Origin of the sequence: Chryseobacterium jejuense (assembly GCF_900100075.1) — a bacterium.
Classification (GTDB): domain Bacteria; phylum Bacteroidota; class Bacteroidia; order Flavobacteriales; family Weeksellaceae; genus Chryseobacterium; species Chryseobacterium jejuense.
On record NZ_FNEG01000004.1, the window covers coordinates 221,429 to 245,656 of the forward strand.

Consider the following 24,228-nt stretch of genomic DNA (forward strand, 5'->3'; position numbering starts at 1 on the left):
TTTTTGAAAATTAAATTGAAATAAAAAAGGATTAGCATCCCTTTCTACTTTATTTTAACAGGTTGGTAATCTTTCCTACCAGCCAGTGATCATCACTCTTTATAGCCAGATCCATGATATTATTAATCTTTCCGGTTACAGAACTGAAATCATTCATCAGCTTGATAAATTCCTTTGCCTCTTCTGAATCATTATCATCAATATCTCTTAATTCTTCCAGAAAAGATATGACCGGTTCAATTTCTCTTTTTCTACGTTCTTTGGTAATTTGCTTAAAAAGATACCATACATCTTTTTCTGCAACGAAGTATTCTTTACGATCTCCTTTTATAAACTCTTTTCTTACAATTCCCCAATCAATCAAAGCACGAAGATTCATATTAGCATTTCCTCTTGAAATTTCCAATTGCTCCATTACTTCATCCGTAGACAATGCTTTTCCACTTGCCAAAAGCAGTGCATGCACCTGTGCCATTGTACGGTTGATCCCCCAATTGGTAGCAAAAGTTCCCCATGTCTGAATATATTTTTCTTTGGCTTCTGAAAGTTGCATTTTGTCTGTACTTTTAATTTCTGATACAAATGTAATTATATTTTTTGAATTTTCAATAATTTTTGAAAATAAAATATAAAAAACTACCTCTAGAAAATAACAAGCTGGTTTAAAACATATTAACCCAATAAAACTCAACCACAAAAGAGACAATAGAAACTCTTACTATCCCTTCTGAAAGTTTAAAATGATGATGCTGGATAAATTCACTAAATAGAAAATCCGTTCCATAATTAATGAAACGGATTTCTAGAGATTCATTTAAAAGGATATCTCATGATAAAAATTTATGGATGGGTTGCTTTATAACTCTCAACAAGTCTTATAAATTCTGCTCTGTAGCCTTCTGTATCTGTACTTCTTCCCTCTTTTGCCAGATCTTCTATTTTTTTAAGATCTTTATTCTTAATGAGTTTAGATTCTCTTAAAACTAATCCGAACCATGCTACAGAGGAAGCAAATTTAAAATCTGGGCTCGATGACGACATCTTACTATTCGTATTCTTCACTATTTGGCTAATTTCCTTGCTTGTATCCTCATTAGGTTTTTTATATCTAAATTTTATCGTAGCCAGTTCATCTCCAAATGCTTTGGATGAAGTATTTTGTGTATATTTCAGATCACTTTCTGTTGGGAGAAAACTTGAGTGAACTCCTGTAGGAATTATCTCATACAATGCTGTAACAGTATGCCCACTTCCCAATTCTCCTGCATCTATTTTATCATTTATAAAATCTTCATTTTTCAATTTTCGGTTTTCATACCCAATTAAACGGTAAGATTTTACATACTCAGGGTTAAATTCAATCTGAATCTTAACATCTTTAGCTATTGCATACATACTTCCGGCAAATTCTTTGCCCAGAAACTTATTGGCTTCCTGAAGATTATCTATATAAGCATAATTACCATTGCCTTTATCTGCAAGTGTTTCCAAAGTATTATCTTTATAATTGCCCATCCCAAAACCTAGACATGTTAAGAAAATACCTTCTTTTCTTTTATCTTCAATCAAAGTTTTAAGATCGGATGTTGAAGACATTCCTACATTAAAATCACCATCTGTTGCGATAATAACACGATTATTTCCATCTTTTATGAAATTTTCCTGTGCCAGTTTATAAGCCAGTTCAATCCCAGCACCTCCAGCTGTACTTCCTCCAGCCTGAAGGCGATCTAATGCCTGAATGATTTTGTCTTTTTCTCCTGCAGAAGTTGGTGGTAAAACCACTCCTGCACTGCCTGCATATACCACAATTCCTACTTTATCTTTAGGTCTTAGCTGATCTAACAATACTTTGAAAGAGGATTTTAATAATGGTAATTTATTTACGGCATCCATTGATCCTGAAACATCAATAAGAAAAACAAGATTGGATGCAGACAGTTGTTCCTTCGGAATGCTCTTTCCCTGAAGTCCTATTTTCAATAATTGATGATCCGGATTCCAAGGTGTTCCACTATATTCTGTATTAATAGAAAATGAATCTCCGGTTTTCGGTTGAGGGTAATTGTATTTAAAATAATTAATCATTTCCTCAATTCTTACTGCATTTTTATCAACTTTTTGCCCGTTGTTGATCATTCGTCTAACATTAGAATAAGAAGCATTATCAACATCAATAGAAAATGTAGACAGAGGCTGGCTTTGTGTTAATTCAAATGGATTTTCAACAAAATCATCATAAGCTTCATCATGGGAAACAGGTGATATTTGTTTCTGTTTTATAATTTCTTTCTGAAGCTTTTCTATTCTTTTCTTTTCTCTTCTTGAAAGATTTTTGGTTGTGACTATAACTGCCCCGTTTGCTGCGCTACTTCCATATAATGCCGTTGCGGAAATTCCTTTCAGTACATTTATGTTTTCTATTTTATTAGGATCTAAACTTCTGAAATAGTCATCTTTTTCCATTTTTCCATTAATAATATACAAAGGAGCATCCCCAGGGTTGATAGATGCTATTCCTCGGATCATTACCTGGTTATTATCAAAATATCCGGAATTAATATTGTTAGAAGCATTTTTAATATCCTTCTTTCCTCTTCCGCTCCCTGCAGCAGTAATTTGTATACCAGCAATTCTTCCTTGTAACGCATTCTCTACAGAAGGCTGAGAAACAATACCTGTTGTAATTACCGAAACCGCTCCAGTTGTATACGTCTTAACTTTCGGTTTATATCCCACCATAGCAATCTCATCAATATTTATGACTTTATCAGAGGTCTCCATATGGCGTTCAATCACAGGTGGCGGTGCCGAATCTACATGACTGAAATTAGGTGATTTTAATGGTTCCGGAACAGTATTATTATAAACGACAACCTCTTCTACTGTTGCATTTACTTTATTTTTATCTTTCTGAATATTCTTCTTCGTTATACGGTCTATTTTTGCAATATGGGTATCAACAGTCGGTTTTGGTATGGCTTTATGTTCTGCTATTTGAGTTTGGGCAGCTTGTTCTAGAGTACCTTTTTTATTCAGGAAATACAAGGCCCCCACTCCTATCATCAGACTTGCTGCCATTCCGTAGGGAAACCAGACAGGAATGATTTTCTTTTTTTCTTTTTTCTGATCCAGTTTTTCCTCAACCTTTTCCCAAACTTTATCAAAACCAGGAAAAACTGTTGGTTCCTCTGAACGCTGAGAAGCTTCATTGAATTGTTGATCTATATGATTATTTTCCATTGTTGTAAAAGTTTAAATGTTTTGATTCACCAAAAGTTCCTGTAATTTTTTTCTCGCAAAATTGAGCTGAGATTTTGAAGTTCCTTCACTGATAGAAAGCATGGAAGCAATTTCCTTATGCGGATACCCTTCAATGGCAAAAAGATTAAAAATGGCTCTGCAGCCTTCAGGAAGAAAATTCAGCAGGCTCAGAATATCTTTTTCAAAGGAAATGTGCTCTGATAATCCTTCTGAAAAACCAATCTGGTTCTCTTCCAGGGAAATAAATAAGGCTTTATCCGTTCTTAATTTCTGAAGACATTCATTCACAGCAATTCTTTTTGCCCAAGCTTCAAAAGTATCGGGATTCTGAAGCTGGCCAATCTTTGTGAAGATTTTGTAAAAGGTATCAGCCAATACCTCTTCTATATCTTCATCGTTTTTCAAATAGCGTTTGCAAACTGAATATAGCCTGCCTGCCATTTTCTCGTAGACTTTCCGCTGGGCTTTGCGATCGTTACGCTGACATTCCAATAATAATTCTCGTTCCATAATCAGAAGTTATATTAGTATAGATGCAGGAACTTTGGTTGGGGTTGGAAACATGATTAACTTTTTTAAAACAAAAGACTAATTTTAAAATTAGCTTATTTGTTTTTACTTCTACAATATTTTAATTTCAAATTTAACTTTTCCCCTTGTAACAAATCTCTATTATTAACGACTATTAATACAAATAATCTTTTTATAGTAATGAAAAATGCGAAAATTGCATCATTACTTTTTGTTTTGTCTGCAGGAAGTATGATGTTTGCCCAAGATGACTTAATCAATAAGTTAAAAAACAACCACTCACAAAATGCTAATTTTCAGTTCACAACGGTAAAAGACGTTGGCGCGACTTCTGTAAAGAACCAGGGTTCATCAGGAACTTGCTGGAGCTACTCAGGTAACTCTTTCCTTGAATCTGAAATGCAGAGAATGGGCAAAAAACCTGTAGATCTTGCTGAAATCTTTACCGCAAGAAACTCTTATCATGATAAAGCGAAGTTATATGTTTTAAATAACGGCGCTATCAGCTGGGGTGACGGAGGAGAACTGCACGATGTAATCAATATGTACAAAAAGTACGGAGCAGTTCCTCAGGATGTATATTCAGGATTAAAAGCTGGACAGACTACCAACAACTTCAAGGAGATGCAAGGTAAATTAAAGCCAGTTCTTGACAGCCTTGTTCAGGCTTCTTCTAAAGGAAAGCTTACTGACAACTGGATGGATTCTGTAGATGCTATTCTTGATGAATATTTAGGAAAAGTACCTGCTAATTTCACTTATGAAGGGAAAAATTACACTCCAAAAACTTTTGCTAAGGAAGTAGTAGGAATTAATGCTGAGGATTATGTAGAATTATCTTCTTACAAAGATTATGCTTACTACCAGAAATTTGTAGTTCCAATTCCTGACAACTGGAGCCATGATTCTGACTGGAATGTACCGATGAAAGACCTTACTACAATTATTGACAACGCAGTAACTAAAGGGTATTCTGTAGGTTGGGCAACTGACGTTTCTGAGCCTTATTTCTCTTATAAAAACGGGGTAGCTTATGTTCCGGATATGGATTTAGACCAAATCAATGCTGAGAATAAGCAGACTTTGTTTACAGAACCTAAAAAAGATAAAACCATCACTGAAGATATGCGTCAGAAAGGCCTTAACAATCTTTCTACAACGGATGATCATGGTATGCATATCGTAGGATTGGCTAAAGATCAAACGGGTAAAGAATATTATATGGTGAAAAACTCTTGGGGAGTAACAAATGACTTCGCAGGGTATCTTTATGTAACAAGACCATATGTTGAATATAAATCAACTGCTATTTTGGTTCATAAAAATGCGATTCCAAAAAGTATTTTAAAACAGTTAAAGCCAACTAAAAATATTGGTTTATAAGAAATCACTTCTGTCATTTTGATATGACAGTTTTAGATATTTAAATCTGTTAAAAAACGCGCTCCCAATATTAAGGGAGCGCGTTTGTTTTTTGGATCTGAGGATTATTTTTCAGTTATATGACGATAATAATCTACCAAAGAATATATTGTAGGTTTAGAACCCAGTTTATAATCAATGACTAACCATTTATCTTCAGATTTCCTTTTATCAAACACATAATTTTCGTTTGGAAAATCAATGGTTTTATAGTTGGAATAAACAGCTTTAGGAACGGCTTCATATATTTCTGCTGAATAATAATTAGCATCATCAGCAATCGTATAAAAATTATCTTCCCCTTGTTTCTTTTTAATCTCCTCTATCTCTTGTTCATCAGGCCCCAACAATACTATAGTTGACTTTGTGATAACTGTATCTGCCTTTATTTTTTGTTCTAATTTTTGTTCTGTTGGCTTATGTTCTATTGGATCATGTTCTATTGGTGTATGTTCAGCTTTTGTACACGCAAGTATACCTAATAGTGAAAAAGACAAGACTGTAATATATTTCATAGTTCTAGTTTTAAACATCATCATTTCGTTTTATTTTTTCTTTACTTCTCTTACCTGATCTGGATTCATAAAGTCATACAGCATTACTTTATCTCCATTTTTCTTCAATTTGAAGAAGTGATCTTCACAATCGTTTCCAGCATATCTTAGTTCGATTTCATCTTTGTTTCCTGTCATATTATAAACTCCTGTACAGAAAGATGTATTTCCATCAACGGTAACTTCATCTTTAAATATAGAAATCTCATAACAGGTTACGGATTCCCTTCCATCTGTTCTTGCATCCGGCACGCAATAACTATACACTCCTTCCCATTCGGTATTAAGATCCAATGTAGGAGTACTTTTTTGTTCAGTAGCTTCTTTTTTATGTACAATTTCTTGTTCTTTCTGTTTCTGTTTCGAAATAATCTGATCCGTAATACTAGGCTCTGTTCTCCTTATTTCTTGTTTACAGGACAGTAGGAAAAATGGTAACATAAGTAGTGAATATTTGTGTGACATTTTGTTTTTAATCGCTTTATTTTGAAGATTAATTGATTTACAAAGAAAGGAAAAACCTTTCAATCTAGATCTATTTAGGTTTATTTTTGGAATTTCAAGCAAAGTATTGCAAGATTAATAAAAAATATTACATTTGTAACCACTAACAAATCACCTAAACATGAAAAACCTTAAGAAATTAGTAAAATCAGAGTTAAAGAGAATCAATGGCGGAAGTGCTCCGGAATGTCCAACTGGAACGCAAGCGTGCTACTACACTGGTAAAGACGGATCTCAAAGATGGAGATGTATTTCGGAAACAACAGAGTGTCCTTAATCCTCTGAAGAATATCACACCAAACTTCAGAATATTACTTTTTACCCACCCACAAATTATTACTTATGAAGAATTTAAAAAAAATTGTAAAGTCGGAACTAAAGAAAATTCATGGCGGAAATGCTCCTGTATGTGAACCTGGAGAAATAGCATGCCGCTATCCTCCTGCAGATGGTTACCCGGCTTATTGGTCTTGTGAACCTGCAGAATACGGATGCAGACGCTAATAAGAACTGAACTTTCAAATTTCCGAAAATGGTTATTCTGAATTTAAGGGAAGCCATAAACTACCTTTATTTAGTAAAAATCCGGATGATTTACGAAATATAATATTGACAACTTATAACAAATTATTAAACATGAAAAATCTAAAAAAATTAGCAAAATCAGAATTAAAGAAAATCAATGGCGGAAACGCCCCTGTTTGTGAACCTGGAGCAAGACCTTGCCGTTACAAGGCAGCAAACGGACAGCCTGCCTACTGGAGCTGTGTAGCGGAAGAGTATGCATGTTGATTTTAAGAAATACTAAGAAATGTTTTCACGCGTTTGAAAACATTTCTTTTACCTTCACATAAAGCTATTGCAATTTATATCATACCCAATATAAAGTATTGATAGCATTGCAGAAAAAATAGGTATAACTTAACTAACTAATAACAAACAAAACTTATTTACCATGAAAAATTTAAAGAAACTAGCAAAGTCCGAATTAAAGGAAATTAACGGCGGAGGAACTCCTGGTGTCGTTTGCCGTCCCGGAACTATTGCATGTCCTTACAAAGAACCAGGATTCCCAATGTATTGGATCTGTGAATCAGCAGCAACAGCATGTGGATATCAAGATAATCTTTAAAAGAAACCGGCTTTCAGAATTTTTCTGAAAGCCGGTTCTTTAATAAATAGGTGAAAATTAAATATAAAATAAAGTGAATTATGATGATTAATATGAATAGTGAATCGTCTATTTTGCTTCGCAAGTGAATAAAATATGCTGTTAAAAAATTGACAGCGAAACAAACTTATTATTCAATATTGATATTAAAATAATACGCTCATACTTTCTGCTGAAAAGTCTAAAAGAGATTCTGTATTCCCTTCTTTGATCTTCTGTACCCACTGGTAATCCTGCAATATAGCACGTCCTACTGCTACAAGATCAAATTCTTCATTATCCAGTCTTTTAATCAGTTCTGTAAGATCTGTTTTTTCAGTTCCCTGACCTGCAAAAGCATTTAAGAAATCTCCGTTCAACCCTACAGAACCTACAGTAATGGTTGGTTGCCCGGTAATTTTCTTAGCCCATCCTGCAAAGTTCAAGTCAGAACCTTCAAACTCCGGCTCCCAGAAACGACGTTGTGAACAATGGAAAATATCAACTCCAGCTTCTTTTAAGGGTAACAACCAGTCTTCCATTTCATTAGGAGTAAGAGCCAGCTTGCTTTTATAATCCTGTTGCTTCCACTGTGAAAGGCGAAGGATAATGGTAAAGTCCTCTCCTACTGCCGCTCTGATTGCTTTTACAACTTCTACTGCAAATTTGCTTCTTTCTTTCAATGTTTTACCACCGTACTCATCTGTTCTTGTATTGGTTACTTCCCAGAAAAACTGATCGATAAGATATCCGTGGGCTCCGTGAATTTCAAGACAGTCGAAACCGAGATCTTTTGCTGATTTCGCAGAAGCTGCAAATTGGGCAATTGTATTCTGGATATCTTCAATCGTCATTGTTGAAGCTTTCTCCATAGGTAATAAAGGATAATCTTCAGACATTCTGGTATCTCCAACATGCCAGATCTGCGGCCCCATTTTTCCACCATTCTGATGAACAGTATCAATTACATTTTTCCAGCCATTTAAAGCTTCATTTCCGTAGAAATCCGGGATATTCTGTAGGTTTTTTGATCCGGGTCTGTTGATTACAGTTCCTTCTGAAAGAATTAATCCTACTTCTGAAGCAGCTCTTCTTCCATAATAGTCAGCTATTTTCTGAGTTGGCACTCCATTGTCAGATTGAGCTCTGGTCATAGGAGCCATTACAATTCTGTTTTTAAGCTGTAAATTTTTATATTGGAACGGTTTAAATAATGATGATGTACTCATATTTAAAATCTTGTTTTATAATTGTTACACAAAGTAACTAATAATAGTTCGTTTTTGTATCCTTCATTAAAAAAATAGTGGTAACTTCGCAGTAACTTACATTAGTAACATTGAAGTAACGTATGAAAAAGAATGAATTAATGCAATACAGCTGTCCTCTGGGCAAAGCAATGGCCGCTTTGGGAAGCAAATGGAAACCGATTATTGTATTGGTGATTAAAGACCGAAAACTACGTTTTGGAGAGCTTGCTGTACGCATTAATGTGATCTCCAGAAAGGTATTGACCGACCAGTTACGGGAAATGGAAACTGATGGTTTGGTCATTCGTGAAGAATTTAAAGAACTTCCACCAAGGGTAGAATATTCTCTAACAGAAAAAGGATTAGCACTGTTGCCTATTTTATACCTTTTGGAAGAATGGGAAGCAAAATACCAAGTGAAAGGAACATACTCTGAAGATTGTATAGAATTGATAAAGGAAAAGAAAAAAACAGCTAAAGTCTGATTTAATTAATCTCTTACTTAAAACAAACTCTAAAATTATTTTCAACTCTTGTTAACGTATTTTTATATTTCCCGGGTTTCCATTTGGAATAATCAGTTAGAATTTTGTTTTTCGCGAGACTCTCTAGTTCATTCTTGTACTTTTCATTCCTCTTAAAGCCACTTACCCAGTTTTTATTCTTCACATTGCTAATAGTTCCATCTTTTTCAACGATAAAGCTGATATCAATAAAAGGATAAGTATCTAATTCATGTTGTAAAGGAAGTCCTGTCTGAACAGCTAGGATATCCTCTTTCTTGGTAATCTTATTTTCTTTTACCAAATTTGGCTGATCTTCTTCTGAAAGGTCATAAACACTTAATATTTTTGTTCCGGCTTTAATCTTTTGAATCATCAATCGTTCAGCTGCATGCTCAATTTTCTGACGAAAGTCTTTCCCGTGAATTCCCTCCATTTTTAAATCAATCATGGCTTTATAACATCCTTTAGTTTGCCCTTCTATCACAACACAGCTATAAATATCGTTTATCACTTCTATCTTTTGTTTTGCCGCATATTCTATTATTTCATCTGCATAAGGAGATGTCTTGCAACCAAAACAAGATGTGGTTACATAAATATTTTTATATTTATCCAAATCTTTCTCAGCTTGTTCAATATCATCTTTACACATTCTATCATTTAGATTTGGATTTTTCACATAGCTACGAAGAAATTCCTTAGGATTTGGAGGTTGTTCTTCCATAGGCTTTGCATGATCCTTACAACCTAACAGTAATAGTACGAAAAAAAGATAATGGAGAATTTTCATGATATTTTTTGACATTCCTCGTTTCAAATGTACAAATTACAGTTCTGATATCTTCATTATCTGCTTTCAAAAAAGTAAGTAGCTCACGAAAAGGTAAGCATATAGTTTCATCATTATTTCTGATCCAACTTTGCAGAAAAATTTTTCATTATGAATTACAAAGAAATTGCGAAGGAAACTATTGGCCATCTGTATAAAGCACATACCAGCATCCGAAAATCCGGCATTGATGAAAAGCTGATTGCATTGGCAGAATTACGGGTTTCTCAAATTAATGGCTGTGCTTACTGCTGCAGCTATCATGCTAAGGAACTTCTCAACTTTGGCTTTGAACAGGATGTCGTAAACAGACTTCCAGGTTGGAAACACACCAATGTCTTCAATGATCAACAAAAGCTTGTTTTAGAATGGGCAGAAGCTGTCACTTTCAACAATAATGAATGGCAGGGAATCAAAGGAAGATTATTGCAGTATTTTACAGAAAGAGAAATTGTAGAATTAACTTCAAGTATTACTTTGATGAGTACTTTGAATAAGCTGCGAATTACTTTAGCCGAGCAAGATTAACAGTAAATGGGTTGTCTGTACCCGGCAACCCATCAACTATAATTTATTCGAGTTCTATCGGGTTTAAATATTTTCTGATCAAGTCCAATTCTTTCTGCCTTTGATTAATCTTTTCCTGTCCACTTAAAATTGTAGTTCCAGAGCTCGCCAGTACACCGGCGATATTATCATTACTGGCTTTTAATGCCTGTTCAAATTTGGACTGAGTGGTTTCAACAGCTTCGGTATATCTGGTTTTCTTTATACTAATTGATTTTCCTGCCAATTGAGAAGTAGGAACAGACTTTATAAGTTCAAAATCATATTCTCCTTTTTCATCTGTTATTTTGATAATTAATCCTGGTAATCCACTGAACTTATAAGGCCCATAAGGAAGTGGAATCTCGGTTGAATACCAAGCAATCCAATTTCTTCCCTTGTAAGTAACTTCAGCTCTTTTACAGTTGATTGCATTGATTGCTTTTACTTCATCAATAAGCTTCCAATTCCCTATAACTGGCTCTTGATAAGTAAGCACAGCCATTCCAACGGGTTGAAAGTACTGTACTTTTTCATTGGACTGTATAATGGTATATGGAAATTTTGTTTTAGGTACTGAAGTCCCATTTTTAAGATTAATGGTTATGCTGCCATCAGGATTATTACCCATTACGTAAGATTTTCCAAGCACTGAATCTTTTTTAATAGATTGTGTACTTGCAAAAAAAGCTCGCTTCTCCCCAACCTGTAAAGAGAAAAATTCTTCGTGTATATAATCCGGAGTCTGCTTGTTTAACTTAGCTTTTAGTACATAAGTAAAATTCCCGTGCAGAGCATCATTTTTATCGGATTGAGAATAGAATAAAATACTGATAAATAAGGCTAATAATTGAAATAGTTTTTTAGTGTAATCCATAAAGGTGTTTTCGTTATAAAAATGCACATATTTTTATAATTACAAAAGTAAAACTGAATAATTGCTCCTAAAAAATTAATAAAACAAATAAGATCTTCTATTTTTAGCCATATTATAAAAAAAGCCGCTCTCAGAAATTGAAAGCGGCTTAAAATTTATCTTTAATCCCAATTAGAATATCGCAGGATATTTCTGAGGATTGGTTTCATTAAACATAGCATAGATTTTTTCTACCATATCATCTGTAGACGGCTTGCTGAAGTAGTCACCATCACTTGCATACGCTGGTCTGTGATCATTAGCAGAGATTGTTAACGGATCTGAATCCAAGTATCTGAACGCTTTCTGCTTTTCTAAGATCTGCTGTAGGATAAATCCTGTTGTTCCCCCTTCCACATCTTCGTCAATAACTACTAATCTGTTCGTTTTCTTAACACTTTCAGCAATTTCGTGAGATAAATCGAAAGGAATTAATGACTGGATATCGATTACTTCTGCAGAAATACCTAATTTTTCTAACTCATTAGCTGCTTCTGTCACAATTCTCCATGTAGAACCGTAAGTTACCAACGTAACGTCTTTTCCTTCTTTCGTAACTTCAATTTTACCTACAGGAACAGTGAATTCACCTAAATTATCAGGCTGCTTTTCTTTCAATCTGTATCCGTTCAGACATTCTACGATAATTGCCGGTTCATCAGCCTGAAGCATAGTGTTATAGAAACCAGCAGCTTTAGTAAGGTTTCTTGGTACCAATACTAAGATCCCTTTTGAAAGGTTAAGAATACCTGCCATTGGAGAACCTGAATGCCAGATTCCTTCTAATCTGTGCCCTCTTGTTCTGATAATCAATGGAGCTTTCTGACCTCCTTTGGTTCTGTAATGTACAGTTGCCAAGTCATCGCTCATTCCTTGTAAGCAATAAAGAACATAGTCTAAATACTGAATTTCAGCAATAGGTTTCAATCCTCTCATTGCCATACCAATTCCTTGTCCAAGAATCGTAGCTTCACGAATTCCTGTATCAGCGATACGTAATGCTCCGTATTTCTCCTGCATACCTTCTAATCCCTGGTTTACGTCACCGATGTTTCCGGTATCCTCTCCAAAGATTAATGTTTCAGGATATTTTTCAAAGATTTTATCAAAGTTATTTCTGATCACCACTCTTCCGTCTACATCTTCGGAACTGTCTGAGTAAACAGGCTTGATTTCTTTAATGTTTTCAGCCTTCCATTCAGACTGAGAATATAAGTGAGATGAATAATTGTCTTTTTCAATTTCAGATACTTCATTGTACTTCTGCATCAATTGATTTCTTTCTGCAGAGTTAGTCCCTCTTGTAGCCAATAAAGTTTTTCTTGCTAAATGGAATACATCTTTCTTAGCTTTTGAAACTAATTTATTGAAATGAGTAAGCGCCGCTTCTACTTCAGTATTCTGACCTTTAAGGTTTTCTACTAAAGGAATGATAGACTGAACAAGTTCTTTAATAGCATTTTGGTAGTTATCCCATGCTGCTTTCTGACCTGTTTTAGCTAATTTTTTAGCTTCTTCATCAATGGCATCCAACTCTTCAGTAGTAGCAATTACTTCTTCTTTTCCATCAATCTCGATAGAATAGTTGATAATCCACTCTCTGAATTTTACCAAACCATCAAATTCAGCTTCCCAAGCTAAACGTGCTTCGTTTTTATATCTTTCGTGAGATCCTGATGTAGAGTGTCCTTGAGGCTGAGTAACATCTACTACGTGAACTACTACAGGAACGCTTTCTGTTCTTGCAAAATGTTCTGCTCTAGCATAGGCATCCAATAGGGCCGGATAATCCCAAGCTCTTACCTGAATGATCTCACAACCTTGGTTCTCTCCTTCTTTTCTTTGGAAACCACTAAGCATTTCGCTGATATCAGCTTTTGCTCTCTGGTTTTTAGTAGGAACTGAAATTCCGTATCCGTCATCCCAGATTGAAACAATCATAGGAACCTGAAGTGCACATGCTGCATTCAATGTTTCCCAGAAATGACCTTCTGCTGTAGAAGCATCACCAATAGTTCCGAAAGCAATCTCATTTCCTTCTCTTGAAAACTTTTCAGAACCTTCAAATTTTACACTTTTATATATTGTAGAAGCCTGAGCCAATCCTAATAATCTTGGCATTTGTCCTGCTGTAGGAGAAATATCGGAAGAAATATTCTTCTGCGCCGTTAAATCTTTCCAGCTTCCGTCTTCATTTAAACTTCTTGTTGCAAAGTGCCCATTCATTTGTCTTCCTGCTGAAGCTGGTTCTCTTTCCACGCTTGTATCAGCATACATCTGAGCAAAGAAACTTTCAGCCGTTAAAGCATTAATGGCCAATGCAAAAGTCTGGTCTCTGTAGTACCCAGAACGGAAGTCTCCATTTCTGAAAACCTTCGCCATTGCAAGCTGAGGAAGTTCCTTACCATCCCCAAAAATTCCGAATTTAGCTTTTCCGGTAAGTACTTCTCTCCTTCCGAGATAAGACATTTCACGAGAGATCCTTCCTAACTTGTAGTCTTCAAGTATCTGATTTTTAAAATCTTGAAAGGATATTTGCTGTGTTTCAATATAAGTTGTCTGCATAGCTAAGTAAAAAAGTTTTTGTTCTTCAAGTATTTTGCTAATATACACTTTTTAAATTAATTTTAATTTTTAATAATCTTTTTTAAAAATTTGATAATAAAAAAAATAGTGCTTTATTTTGAAAAAATTTGTAAAGATGGAAAAAAAGTCACCTCATATCCTGAATGCATCCAGCAACCTTTTAGGGTTTTCATTGATTATTATTACCTCATTAAAAATCGCTAAAATCAGTCACAACACCTATTTGGATGAATTTGCAGGACTTGCATGCATCCTTTTTGCATGCAGTTGTTTCTTTTCATTTCTGGCTATCAGAACGGAAAATAAAAAGCGGGAATACACGTTTGAGAGTATTGCGGATTATTTATTTTTAATCGCTTTATTTTGTATAGTTCTGGCCGTTATTATTTTAACTCTAAAAATTATTTAATTAAAAATTTTTGCTCTATTGCATACTCTATGAAACTATATAATGATTTTCCGATATCACATCCAGGAATCTTATAATATTAACTCCATATGCCTATTCTCTGAACTTTTACAATTCTGTTCAGATTACTTTTTTATTTTTGAACCTAGCTCAATATTAAAAAAAGTGTTCTGCATACATTTTTCAGTTTCCCAAAAAAAATACGCAAAACACTTTATCGTTTTAATTGTACTGATAAAGATAGGATTATATCTTCTGAACGGTCACATTAGTAACATTACCACTTCCCGTAGATCCTGTTTCCGTTGCAATAATGGTTGCATTTTGATTGGGAGCTGCTGTAAAACGGATCTGATAACCCGCTGTGGGAGCTACAACTACGGTTGTATAGTTCATCAACTCACCTACCGTTCCTGAAACAGCAACCGCATTATAATGGCTTCCTCTTCCCAGATAATTAGCGTCTGGTACAGGTCTTATACCGATGAGTAGCTGAGTATCTGCTGGCATATTGACAAAACTTGCCTGTAACGTTATCAGATAATTCCCAGGCTGATTAAAAGTCATTACTCCAGTTCCGGTATTATAAGAATAGAAAGGAGAGGTTGCTATTGGTGCAGCAAATAATAAAGTAGTAATTGTAGAAGAACTGATACTCTGGTTAGCTGCTAAACGGGCATGAAACAGTGAATAAGCCGTAAAATCTATAGTCTTCAGAACTCCCGTAGCATCAGCCACAACAACCCTGTCTGTTCCACCGATACCTATATTCGAATTAATATTACGGATACGAGCATTTCCGGACGCCACATCTAATTTTTCAGCCGGGAAAGCTGTTCCGATCCCTACCTTGGCACTTGATGTTACACTAAAATCGTTATCCTGTTGAGCTGCAGAAGGAATTCCTGTAGCAGGATTATCTTTAGAACCGTCAATATGAAAAGTTGTCTGGGGATTTTGAGTACCAATTCCCATTTGTGCGTAGGTGAGAAAACTTGAGCTGATAGCGCACGCTACCATCATTGTCTGCATTTTTTTCATTATTTCTGTTTTTTTATAATGACAAATAAACAAAAATTATACTGAAAACCAATGAATTGTTAACAAGTACTTTATTTGAATTATGCAAAAGATTAGTTTATAGTAATTTACTGACATTAAAAAACACAACTAATCACAACTGCTTGAATTATTGGGGAATAGCGCTATTTCTTTCCAAAAATAATGACTTCATACACCATACAGGATTAAAGGGGAAATAACAGAAAAAAAATCAAGACAGTTAAAAAGTATTTACATCAGAATTTTCGCTCAATTACGTAATCCAACATACTGTGTAAAGATTTTCTTTCTTCAGATTCCGGAAATTCATTCAGAATATCCTTAGCTTTCTGCTGGAAGTCTTTCATTACAGTGATCGCATACTCCAAACCGCCGGAGTTTTTAACAAACTCTATCAGTTCTTTTACCCGTTTTGGATTGTTATTATAGCGCTTGATAGTATCGAAATAGTATTTTCTGTCCTTTTCATTGGCTATTTTCAGGGTATGAATTAAAGGAAGGGTCATTTTCTGTTCTTTAATATCAATTCCTACTGGTTTACCTATTACATTGGAGCTTAAATAATCAAAAAGGTCATCTTTGATCTGAAAAGCCATTCCTGTGAAGGTCCCGAAGTTCTGCATTTTTTTTGCCAAAACTTCATCCACATTGTTAGAAAGAACTCCTATTTCGCAGCAGGCAGCAATTAAAGTTGCTGTTTTCTGACGGATAATTTCGTAATAAACATCTTCTGTAATATCCAGTTTTCTGGCTTTCTCCAATTGAAGAAGCTCACCTTCAGACATTTCGCGGATGGTTCTTGAAATTACACCCAATAAATCGTAATCTTTATGATCTGTAGATAATAATACTGATTTTGATAGCAGATAGTCTCCTACCAAAACAGCAATTTTATTTTTCCATAAGGCATTAATGGAGAAAAAATTACGGCGCTTAAAGCTTTCATCCACCACATCATCATGTACCAAAGTAGCTGTGTGAATAAGCTCAATCATGGAGGCTCCACGATACGTTTTTTCATTAACATTTCCTACTAGCTTGGCGCAAAGAAATACAAACATTGGACGCATCTGTTTCCCTTTGGTGGTAACAATAAAACGAGTTACCTTATCTAATAAAGGGACTTTACTCTGCATTGATTCATAAAACTTCTGTTCGAAAAGTTTCATTTCATCATTGATCGGTTGTTTAAAATCTTCTACAATGTTTGCCACAATCTGCTAATGCTGGGTGAATAAAATTATTAATTCTCACAAAGATAATTTTTTTCGCTCAATTTTAAACGAAAATTAATCTTTGAATTGCTCTTTGGGGATAAAATAAAGGGCCGGCTTGGTACTTCCTAGCGGAGATTTAAACTTTTCCCCTGAAATAGAGATTCCTGTTTCATCCACAGCAATGCCTTCAATTTGCCCAATCGATAAAGCACTTCCCAGATAATAATGTTTGGGTCTCTCTTTAAAAAATATCCCAGGTTCTGTTTCTGTAAATACATCCATAAAGACCTCTGTTTTCTTGCTATACCCTACCAAATAAAGCTTTTTATCAAAATAGGCTGCATCTGTCACCATGAAGTTTGTTTTATAGGTTTCTGTCTTCACAGCATCCTGTTTTTCATTCTTTTCAGGATCAATTATATAATGTATAGTTGATTTTGACATCCATTCTTTGGTAAACAAATGAAGCTTTCCGTGAGCATATACCATCGCTTCAGCATCATAATCGGTATTAAAATAACTGGATTTATAATCGGTCTGCTCCGGATAATGAAATTTAATCTCCCTTACCTGGCTATTTTGCAAGCTATCTCCCTGAAAAGGTACTTTATAAATGGTAAGATGTCTTCTGCTTCCGTCATTATTTCCGAAATCACCGATATAAAAATTGCTTCCGTCATTGGTCAACGCTTCCCAATCGGTATTTTTAGCATTTACTTTTAAGGTTTTCAGTACTTCTCCTGAGGTTTTATTGATCTCATATAACTCAGGAGCATTTCCACTGTCATTAAAGGTATACAGCTTTCCATTAAAAATATTGAGTCCGGAAGTTTCCTGGATCTTCTCATCCAAGTGGCTGACTCTGTATTTTTTTATTTTCAGGAAATCTGTCCGTTGAGAAAATGCAGTTTGAAAGGCCAGAAAAGCCAATAACAGAAATGTTCTTTTCATAGTGCAAAAATAGGACTTTCTATCAAAACAGTAATATTTAGAATAATTCTTTTCTAACAGACTATCTATTTAAACCTTATATAAAAATTATTGAACATATTTTCTACTAAGAAGTAATTCTAATAAACCTCCAACTTCATACTTAGATAAAATAAGGGTTTATAATGTGGTTTTTGTAAACACCTGTACAGACATGTAACCTTTTCCCCAGTTGAAATTAGGATCAATAGTAGACCACATATTAAATCGAATGGTGTCTGATCCCACTGTAGGCTCAACATATCCATTTAAAGCGTAGGTAACACTGACAGGAGTAGAAGTATTATTAATAATAGTATCACCTACAGTTGCACTTATAGAAAACATTCTGGAACTAGGGCTAGCTGCAGAAGAACTAGCAAATAAAGTAGACTTTCTTGATCCTATTGGAAGCTCAGTACCATTTTTTAGAAATCGGATTCCATAATAGCCACTAAGATTATTGTTTGAAGAAGTTGTCCCCATTGGAACGCTATAAGTAGTTACTAGTTTTGCTTGAGTAAAAGCTGGTACTGTTACAGTAATGCTTAATCCTAAGTTAATATTATTGATTGTTGTCCCTGAGGTTACTGCCTGATCTACAGGGGCAGAAGCAACACTATCGTAAAAATTTTCAAATTTCCATATTGTTTTATCATATTGTTGATACGTAACCCATAGAGGGGCTGACGGAGTACCTATATTCGTGTAAAAGCCTTCTACCATACTTGTTGTAGTATTCATATTGTAGACAATAAGTCCTTTTGCAGGGGAAGAAATTGTAGTTCCATCATTAGGAGAGGTAATCATTACCCTGGGAATAAGTAATCCTTTGTTAGTGGTATTGATTTGAAGTTTTGCTGAAGAATCTACTGTAGTGGTCCCTATGCCAACATCACCAGTACTTGTCACTACAACATCGTTAGCTTGTTGTGCTACAGTAGGAGAAACTGCATTGTCTTTAGCTCCATCAATATGAAATGCGCCTAACGGGTTAGCGGTATTAACTCCAATCCCAGTCTGAGCATTTGCAAAATGAAAAAGGCCTAACAATATTACAGGTAACAATTTAATTTTCATGATTCTATATATTTAAATTATGTTGAATACAAATATATCACTTTGAAAGGATAAATTTTATGCATTTTGGGCTTATTTAAACATTTGTAAAACAAATTCTTAAAATAAACAATTTAAGATTGTAAAAAAGAATTAAAATCAGGAGCTTACAAGCAAAGATAAACTGGAAAAAACAATTTTTAGCGAGATTTAATTTAGGAAAAAACTGAAAGTTTTATAAGATTCATATAATAGAAAAAACGGGCTAAAAAACCCGTTTTCTCTTTCAATTTTTATCGATTCTTCGGACATTAAGCTGTTTTTTGCTCTGCCTGATTTTGTTGTTGCTCTCTCTTTTTAGCCTGTTTTGCAAAGTATTCTTTCTGGTATTGTCTTACCGTTTTTCCGGTTCCGTCATGTCGCCATCCCGGTGAATTGAAAATATAATTGATCCTATCAGTAAATTTTAATCCCGGCTGCTTAAGATCTTTCCAGATTTTTCTCCATTCATAGAAGAGTACTGTATCAGGTCTGTTGTCCGGCATTTTAGGATAAATTCCGTATTTTACCGGAATATTTGGATCTTCTTTCTGGAAGGTACCAAATATTTTATCCCAGATAATAAGACACATTCCCATGTTTTTATCCAGGTATTTAATATTACAAGCATGATGTACACGGTGGTGGGAAGGAGTTACAAGAATGTACTCTAAAACGCCCATACTCTTTACTGTCTGGGTATGTACCCAAGTTCCATATACCTGTCCAACAGCGTATGCAACCATGATATGCCAAGGATTAAATCCTAAGAATGCTAATGGTGAAAAGTATAAATATCTGTAAAGCGGTTGTAAAACAGGACTTCTGAATCCTGTGGTAAGGTTGAAGAATTCTGAACTATGGTGGGTTATATGAACCGCCCAGAATGCTCTGGAGCGATGGTCCACATAATGCAGGACATAGTAAGCAAAGTCTGTAATTATAAAGCAAGCTATTAAATACCAGATGCTAATATCCCATGAAAAAAGTCTGTGGTGGTAAAAGAAAAACATTACTCCCATTGCAAACGCCTTCATGATCAAGTCAAGACCAAAGTTCATCAATGCCAGATAAACATTGGTAGCAAGGTCTTTTCCACTGTATAGTTTCGCTTCCGAAACGTGGCTGTAAATCATTTCAGCTAAAATAACTGTAGCATGCAACGGAATTGACCACGCATATACATTTTCTAATCCGTTCTCGCTCATAAAGTACTCCATCATCACAAAATAATTTTGTGCAAAGGTAGGGCTTTAGGCAATTCTTTAAGGGGAATTTAAGGTTTTTTTAAGGAAATTTTAATCCGCATTTTTGTTGGCTAATTGCCCACAAGCGGCATCAATATCACCTCCACGGCTTCTTCTAACCATCACCGTAATACCTGCATTTTCAAGCTGACGGATATAGTTTTCTTCCGCCTGTTTGTTACACTGGTCATACTTTCCATCTCCGATTGGGTTGTATTGAATAAGGTTCACCTTGGAAGGAACCTGCTTACAGTATCTGATTAAAGCTTTGATATCTTCATCTCCATCATTAATTCCTTTCCATACACAATATTCGAAAGTGATGACTGAACCTGTTTTCTGATACCAATATTGAAGTGCCTCCATAATATCCGTTAACGGGAATTTATCTGAGAAAGGCATAATTTCATTACGTTTTACTTCAATGGCTGAGTGAAGAGATAGTGCTAATTTAACACGTAATTCATCATCAGCAAGCATTTTGATCATCTTTGGAATTCCTGATGTAGAAACGGTAATTCTTCTTGGAGACATTCCCAATCCTTCCGGCTGAGTGATCTTTCTGATGGCTTCCACTACATTTTTGTAGTTCATCATCGGTTCTCCCATTCCCATGAATACGATATTGGAAAGTGGTCTATCAAAATACATTCTGCTTTGGCTGTCAATTAAAGCAACCTGATCTACAATTTCTGCCACTTCAAGGTTTCTCATCCTTTTCAGTTTGGCAGTAGCACAGAATTCGCAGTTCAATGAGCAGCCTACCTGTGAAGATACACAAGCTGTTGTTCTTGTTTCTGTTGGAATAAGAACAGATTCTACCAATAATCCATCATGAAGTTTCACTCCATTTTTGATGGTTCCGTCTGTACTTTTTTGAAGAAGGTCTACGGAAACAGGATTAATGGTATATTCTTCGGAAATTTTTTCACGAAGAGATTTCGAAAGATTCGTCATTTCATCAATCGAATGGAGGTTTTTACTCCATAGCCAATCATAGACCTGTTTCGCACGAAACGGCTTTTCACCTAAAGTTACGAAGTATTCTTTAAGTTGATCTAGTGATAATATACGGATATCTTTCATAATATTAAAGAGCCAAGTTAAAAGTAAAAAGTTTTAAACTTTAGTATTATTAACTATTGTAGCCAAAATGTTTTTCAATTCGTTACTTTCATTCAATAAAGCTTTAAATTCTTCAGAATCATAGCCATCTAATTTTTCTAAAACCCGAAGCCAAAAATTACTCTCTCTGGCTTCTCTTAAAGCAATTTTTACTTTATTTTTAAAATCAGCTTTAGAAGATCCGGCCTGTGATTCTTCATAATTAGCACCTATTGAAGTTGCTGATTTCCCAAGTTGAAATCTTATTAATTTACTTTCAGGATCATTTGGAAGTGTTCTTAAAAATTTAAGACAATTAACTCCAAATGTAAAAGTTCTTATAAGTAAATCATTTTGTCTCATCTCTACTTGTATTCCTTTTAACTTGGCTCTTTTTACTTTTTTATAGAATTAACATTGCGTCACCGTAAGAATAGAATTTATACTTTTCTTTTACGGCTTCTTCATAAGCATGCATGATGAAATCTCTTCCAGCAAAAGCAGCAATCATCATAATCAATGTTGACTTCGGTGTGTGGAAGTTTGTAATCATTGTGTTAGCCACTCCGAAATCGTGAGGTGGATAGATGAATTTATTCGTCCAACCATTGAAAGCAGATATTTTTTTGTTTGAAGAAACAGAAGTTTCCAAAGCTCTCATTGTAGTAGTTCCTACTGCACAAACTCTTCTGTGAGATTCTACCGCTTTGTTAATGATAAGAGCATTTTTCTCATCAATGATGATCTCTTCAGATTCCATTTTGTGCTTAGAAAGATCTTCTACCTCAATTGGGTTGAAAGTTCCTAATCCTACGTGAAGGGTAACTTCAGCAAAATTGATTCCTTTGATCTCTAATCTCTTCATCAAATGCTTAGAGAAGTGAAGACCTGCTGTAGGTGCAGCTACCGCTCCTTCTACTTTAGCGTAGATTGTCTGGTATCTTTCTGCATCTTCCGGCTCTACTGCTCTTTTGATATATTTCGGAAGTGGAGTTTCTCCTAATTCCTTAAGCTTAGTTCTGAATTCGTCGTAAGAACCGTCAAATAAGAATCTTAACGTTCTTCCTCTTGAAGTGGTGTTATCAATAACCTCAGCTACCAAAGACTCATCTTCAGTGAAGAATAATTTGTTACCAATTCTGATTTTTCTTGCCGGATCTACCAAAACGTCCCAAACTCTTGTTTCTTTATCAAGCTCTCTTAATAAGAAAACTTCAATTTTAGCACCTGTTTTTTCTTTATTTCCGTAAAGACGTGCAGGGAAAACCTTAGTATTGTTGAAGATGAACAAATCCTCTTCATCAAAATAATCCACAACATCCTTGAATAATTTGTGCTCGATAGTTTGTGTTTTTCTATCAAGTACCATTAATCTCGCTTCGTCTCTGTGCTCTGATGGGTGTTCTGCTAATAATTCCGCAGGAAGATCAAAATTAAAATCTGATGTTTTCATTTTTTAAATTACGGTTTAAAAATTATTGAAATTACAAGGTGTAATTTTCGGAGTGCAAATATACGACATTGAACACCCCTTTGTCAAGTATTATTTTCAATCAAATATAAAACCGTGATTTTACGGGGTTTTTTAAAGCTTAAAAAAGAGTATTTTTGGGAAAATTGAAATTGAGTATGGAATCTGTAAGTAAAATATATTTCCTTGATAATCCATATCCTAATGGCCATAAAATTGAAGTCTTTAGTTGGAGCGGACGAATTGATGAGAACGGATTCATCTGGTTTGATTTTCATTTAAAAACTGAAAATTATTATGCCAATGATGATGAAAACAATGAAGACGACAAAGAGGACGAAGACGAAACTCTGCCTAATTGGAACTCCAAAATAGTGTGGGAAAATTACCATGCCTGTACTCTGTCATCCAATTATTGGAGTGAACAAAGAGGAATCAGAATTAACAAACCGGATGAAAAACTGGATTTCGATACTGTTGTTAAAAATGATCTTTTCAGCAATGATCTTCCCTCTGAACAACATTTTGATGATGACGATCTCGCTTTCAATATTTATTTGCTGGGACATGACAGCTGTGCAGACCATCAGATCCGATTTTCAAAAACTCATAACAATCAATATGATATTACATGGACTGGTAAAATAGCACTAGCGTACTCTGGTGGTGGTGAATTTTCACATGATTTTAAAGCAGATATCTTCAATGCCGAATTTGAAGGTTTCCATTATCCTAAAAACTGGTCAGTAGAAAAAGCAACAGAAATCTTCAAAACTCACCTTGCCCATTTTGAAGCATATGAATTTGTGGATCTGAATCCTAAAAGTAACAAAAGAGAGTATAAACTCGACAAACTAAAATACTAACAGCGTAAAAACAACAAATTAAAAAATTATAATTATGAGCAAATATTCAATTGAAACGTTTATCAACGAAACAAAAGAGAATCCACAACAAAGGGATTATTTCGAATTGGAAACCAAGCATCTTTTAGAAATCAATCTTAATAATCAGGCGGTATGGACTAAAAAAGGAAGTATGGTAAGTTACGTTGGAAATATCAATTTTGAAAGACAGGGAATGCTGGCAGGCGGTATCGGAAATCTGCTGAAGAAAGCCATCAGTGGAGAAGGAAGCAAGCTAATGAAAGCTGAAGGTACCGGAAAATTATATGTTGCAGACTCTGGTAAAAGGGTTCGTATTCTTTATCTAAACAATGAGTCGGTTTGTGTAAACGGAAATGACGTTTTAGCTCACGAACAAAGTGTAAACAGTGATATTACTATGTTGAAAAGTATCGCAGGAATGATGTCCGGAGGCCTTTTCCAGGTAAAACTTTCCGGAACCGGTCATATTGCGATTACAACACATGGAGATCCTTTAACCTTACTTGTAACTCCTGATACTCCTGTTTTCACTGACCCGAATGCTACCGTTGCCTGGTCTGGAAACCTAAGTCCTGAACTAAAAACAAATGTTTCTTTTAAAAGCCTTATCGGAAGAGGAAGTGGTGAAGAATTCCAGATGAAGTTCTCAGGACACGGCTGGGTATTGATTCAACCTTATGAAGAAGTTTATTATATGGAAAAATAA

Annotated in this window: 27 protein-coding genes; 10 read left to right on the forward strand and 17 right to left on the reverse strand. The window is 34.9% G+C overall.

Going from position 1 to position 24,228, the window contains the following annotated elements:
* Positions 1-49: 49 nt before the first annotated feature.
* The 3 genes from BLS98_RS13345 to BLS98_RS13355 form a co-directional block, all read right to left on the reverse strand.
* Positions 50-553 carry a GbsR/MarR family transcriptional regulator gene (locus BLS98_RS13345; RefSeq protein WP_089737336.1) on the reverse strand — a complete coding sequence of 168 codons (504 nt, stop codon included), beginning with the start codon at positions 551-553 and terminating at the stop codon, positions 50-52.
* Between the two features lie 287 nt (positions 554-840).
* Entirely contained in the window at positions 841-3,243 is a 2,403-nt protein-coding gene (locus BLS98_RS13350) for a vWA domain-containing protein (protein ID WP_089737004.1), read from the reverse strand.
* 12 nt (positions 3,244-3,255) lie between these two features.
* Positions 3,256-3,774 (reverse strand): RNA polymerase sigma factor, encoded by a 519-nt coding sequence (locus tag BLS98_RS13355; protein WP_089737005.1) that lies wholly within the window; start codon positions 3,772-3,774, stop codon positions 3,256-3,258.
* A gap of 201 nt (positions 3,775-3,975) precedes the next feature.
* On the opposite strand from BLS98_RS13355, the gene BLS98_RS13360 reads away from it, so the two are divergent.
* Complete coding sequence (locus BLS98_RS13360; RefSeq protein WP_089737006.1) at positions 3,976-5,178, forward strand: C1 family peptidase; 1,203 nt, start codon at positions 3,976-3,978, stop codon at positions 5,176-5,178.
* A gap of 104 nt (positions 5,179-5,282) precedes the next feature.
* Here BLS98_RS13360 and BLS98_RS13365 read toward each other — a convergent pair whose 3' ends face one another.
* Together BLS98_RS13365 and BLS98_RS13370 are read right to left on the reverse strand one after the other, a co-directional pair.
* The gene (locus BLS98_RS13365) at positions 5,283-5,732 is read right to left on the reverse strand and encodes a hypothetical protein (RefSeq protein ID WP_111994765.1); all 450 of its coding nucleotides are present in this window, start codon (positions 5,730-5,732) and stop codon (positions 5,283-5,285) included.
* Between the two features lie 30 nt (positions 5,733-5,762).
* On the reverse strand, positions 5,763-6,212 hold the full coding sequence (locus tag BLS98_RS13370; RefSeq protein ID WP_089737008.1) for a hypothetical protein: 450 nt from the start codon (positions 6,210-6,212) through the stop codon (positions 5,763-5,765).
* A gap of 184 nt (positions 6,213-6,396) precedes the next feature.
* Between BLS98_RS13370 and BLS98_RS23815 the strand changes: the two genes are divergently transcribed.
* From BLS98_RS23815 to BLS98_RS23355, 4 genes are all read left to right on the forward strand, one after another.
* Positions 6,397-6,552, forward strand: a complete 156-nt coding sequence (locus tag BLS98_RS23815; RefSeq protein WP_449384770.1) for a bacteriocin-like protein — start codon at positions 6,397-6,399, stop codon at positions 6,550-6,552.
* A 65-nt stretch (positions 6,553-6,617) separates the two neighbouring features.
* The gene (locus tag BLS98_RS23345; RefSeq protein ID WP_167356229.1) at positions 6,618-6,779 is read left to right on the forward strand and encodes a bacteriocin-like protein; all 162 of its coding nucleotides are present in this window, start codon (positions 6,618-6,620) and stop codon (positions 6,777-6,779) included.
* 132 nt (positions 6,780-6,911) lie between these two features.
* Entirely contained in the window at positions 6,912-7,067 is a 156-nt protein-coding gene (locus BLS98_RS23350; protein WP_167356230.1) for a bacteriocin-like protein, read from the forward strand.
* A 163-nt stretch (positions 7,068-7,230) separates the two neighbouring features.
* Positions 7,231-7,407, forward strand: a complete 177-nt coding sequence (locus BLS98_RS23355; RefSeq protein WP_167356231.1) for a bacteriocin-like protein — start codon at positions 7,231-7,233, stop codon at positions 7,405-7,407.
* A 185-nt stretch (positions 7,408-7,592) separates the two neighbouring features.
* Here BLS98_RS23355 and BLS98_RS13375 read toward each other — a convergent pair whose 3' ends face one another.
* Positions 7,593-8,654 carry an NADH:flavin oxidoreductase gene (locus BLS98_RS13375; protein WP_089737009.1) on the reverse strand — a complete coding sequence of 354 codons (1,062 nt, stop codon included), beginning with the start codon at positions 8,652-8,654 and terminating at the stop codon, positions 7,593-7,595.
* Between the two features lie 122 nt (positions 8,655-8,776).
* Here BLS98_RS13375 and BLS98_RS13380 point away from each other — a divergent pair, with 122 nt between their 5' ends.
* Complete coding sequence (locus BLS98_RS13380; protein ID WP_089737010.1) at positions 8,777-9,160, forward strand: winged helix-turn-helix transcriptional regulator; 384 nt, start codon at positions 8,777-8,779, stop codon at positions 9,158-9,160.
* A gap of 13 nt (positions 9,161-9,173) precedes the next feature.
* On the opposite strand, the gene BLS98_RS13385 is transcribed toward BLS98_RS13380, so the two are convergent.
* The gene (locus BLS98_RS13385) at positions 9,174-9,971 is read right to left on the reverse strand and encodes a hypothetical protein (RefSeq protein ID WP_146752526.1); all 798 of its coding nucleotides are present in this window, start codon (positions 9,969-9,971) and stop codon (positions 9,174-9,176) included.
* A gap of 150 nt (positions 9,972-10,121) precedes the next feature.
* Here BLS98_RS13385 and BLS98_RS13390 point away from each other — a divergent pair, with 150 nt between their 5' ends.
* Complete coding sequence (locus tag BLS98_RS13390) at positions 10,122-10,538, forward strand: carboxymuconolactone decarboxylase family protein (RefSeq protein WP_089737012.1); 417 nt, start codon at positions 10,122-10,124, stop codon at positions 10,536-10,538.
* 43 nt (positions 10,539-10,581) lie between these two features.
* On the opposite strand, the gene BLS98_RS13395 is transcribed toward BLS98_RS13390, so the two are convergent.
* Both BLS98_RS13395 and BLS98_RS13400 read right to left on the reverse strand, forming a co-directional pair.
* Positions 10,582-11,433: a GLPGLI family protein gene (locus tag BLS98_RS13395; RefSeq protein ID WP_089737013.1), complete on the reverse strand. Its 852-nt coding sequence runs from the start codon at positions 11,431-11,433 to the stop codon at positions 10,582-10,584.
* Positions 11,434-11,604: 171 nt separating this feature from the next.
* Positions 11,605-14,037, reverse strand: a complete 2,433-nt coding sequence (locus BLS98_RS13400) for an alpha-ketoacid dehydrogenase subunit alpha/beta (RefSeq protein ID WP_089737014.1) — start codon at positions 14,035-14,037, stop codon at positions 11,605-11,607.
* Positions 14,038-14,173: 136 nt separating this feature from the next.
* Here BLS98_RS13400 and BLS98_RS13405 point away from each other — a divergent pair, with 136 nt between their 5' ends.
* Positions 14,174-14,467, forward strand: coding sequence for a hypothetical protein (locus BLS98_RS13405; RefSeq protein ID WP_089737015.1), 294 nt, complete (start codon positions 14,174-14,176; stop codon positions 14,465-14,467).
* Between the two features lie 246 nt (positions 14,468-14,713).
* Here BLS98_RS13405 and BLS98_RS13410 read toward each other — a convergent pair whose 3' ends face one another.
* The 8 genes from BLS98_RS13410 to queA form a co-directional block, all read right to left on the reverse strand.
* On the reverse strand, positions 14,714-15,508 hold the full coding sequence (locus BLS98_RS13410) for a hypothetical protein (protein ID WP_089737016.1): 795 nt from the start codon (positions 15,506-15,508) through the stop codon (positions 14,714-14,716).
* Between the two features lie 257 nt (positions 15,509-15,765).
* Positions 15,766-16,743, reverse strand: a complete 978-nt coding sequence (locus BLS98_RS13415) for a polyprenyl synthetase family protein (RefSeq protein ID WP_089737017.1) — start codon at positions 16,741-16,743, stop codon at positions 15,766-15,768.
* Between the two features lie 75 nt (positions 16,744-16,818).
* Positions 16,819-17,697, reverse strand: a complete 879-nt coding sequence (locus BLS98_RS13420; protein ID WP_089737018.1) for a hypothetical protein — start codon at positions 17,695-17,697, stop codon at positions 16,819-16,821.
* Between the two features lie 159 nt (positions 17,698-17,856).
* Positions 17,857-18,795 carry a hypothetical protein gene (locus BLS98_RS13425; RefSeq protein ID WP_089737019.1) on the reverse strand — a complete coding sequence of 313 codons (939 nt, stop codon included), beginning with the start codon at positions 18,793-18,795 and terminating at the stop codon, positions 17,857-17,859.
* A gap of 290 nt (positions 18,796-19,085) precedes the next feature.
* Positions 19,086-20,033 (reverse strand): sterol desaturase family protein, encoded by a 948-nt coding sequence (locus tag BLS98_RS13430; RefSeq protein ID WP_394331779.1) that lies wholly within the window; start codon positions 20,031-20,033, stop codon positions 19,086-19,088.
* A gap of 78 nt (positions 20,034-20,111) precedes the next feature.
* A complete protein-coding gene (gene rlmN, locus BLS98_RS13435) occupies positions 20,112-21,146 on the reverse strand; it encodes a dual-specificity RNA methyltransferase RlmN (protein ID WP_089737021.1) in 1,035 nt (344 codons plus the stop codon).
* A 33-nt stretch (positions 21,147-21,179) separates the two neighbouring features.
* Positions 21,180-21,527 carry a four helix bundle protein gene (locus BLS98_RS13440; protein ID WP_089737022.1) on the reverse strand — a complete coding sequence of 116 codons (348 nt, stop codon included), beginning with the start codon at positions 21,525-21,527 and terminating at the stop codon, positions 21,180-21,182.
* Positions 21,528-21,567: 40 nt separating this feature from the next.
* On the reverse strand, positions 21,568-22,617 hold the full coding sequence (gene queA / locus BLS98_RS13445) for a tRNA preQ1(34) S-adenosylmethionine ribosyltransferase-isomerase QueA (RefSeq protein WP_089737023.1): 1,050 nt from the start codon (positions 22,615-22,617) through the stop codon (positions 21,568-21,570).
* A gap of 155 nt (positions 22,618-22,772) precedes the next feature.
* Between queA and BLS98_RS13450 the strand changes: the two genes are divergently transcribed.
* Complete coding sequence (locus tag BLS98_RS13450) at positions 22,773-23,501, forward strand: hypothetical protein (RefSeq protein ID WP_139166119.1); 729 nt, start codon at positions 22,773-22,775, stop codon at positions 23,499-23,501.
* A gap of 34 nt (positions 23,502-23,535) precedes the next feature.
* Positions 23,536-24,228 (forward strand): AIM24 family protein, encoded by a 693-nt coding sequence (locus BLS98_RS13455; RefSeq protein ID WP_089737025.1) that lies wholly within the window; start codon positions 23,536-23,538, stop codon positions 24,226-24,228.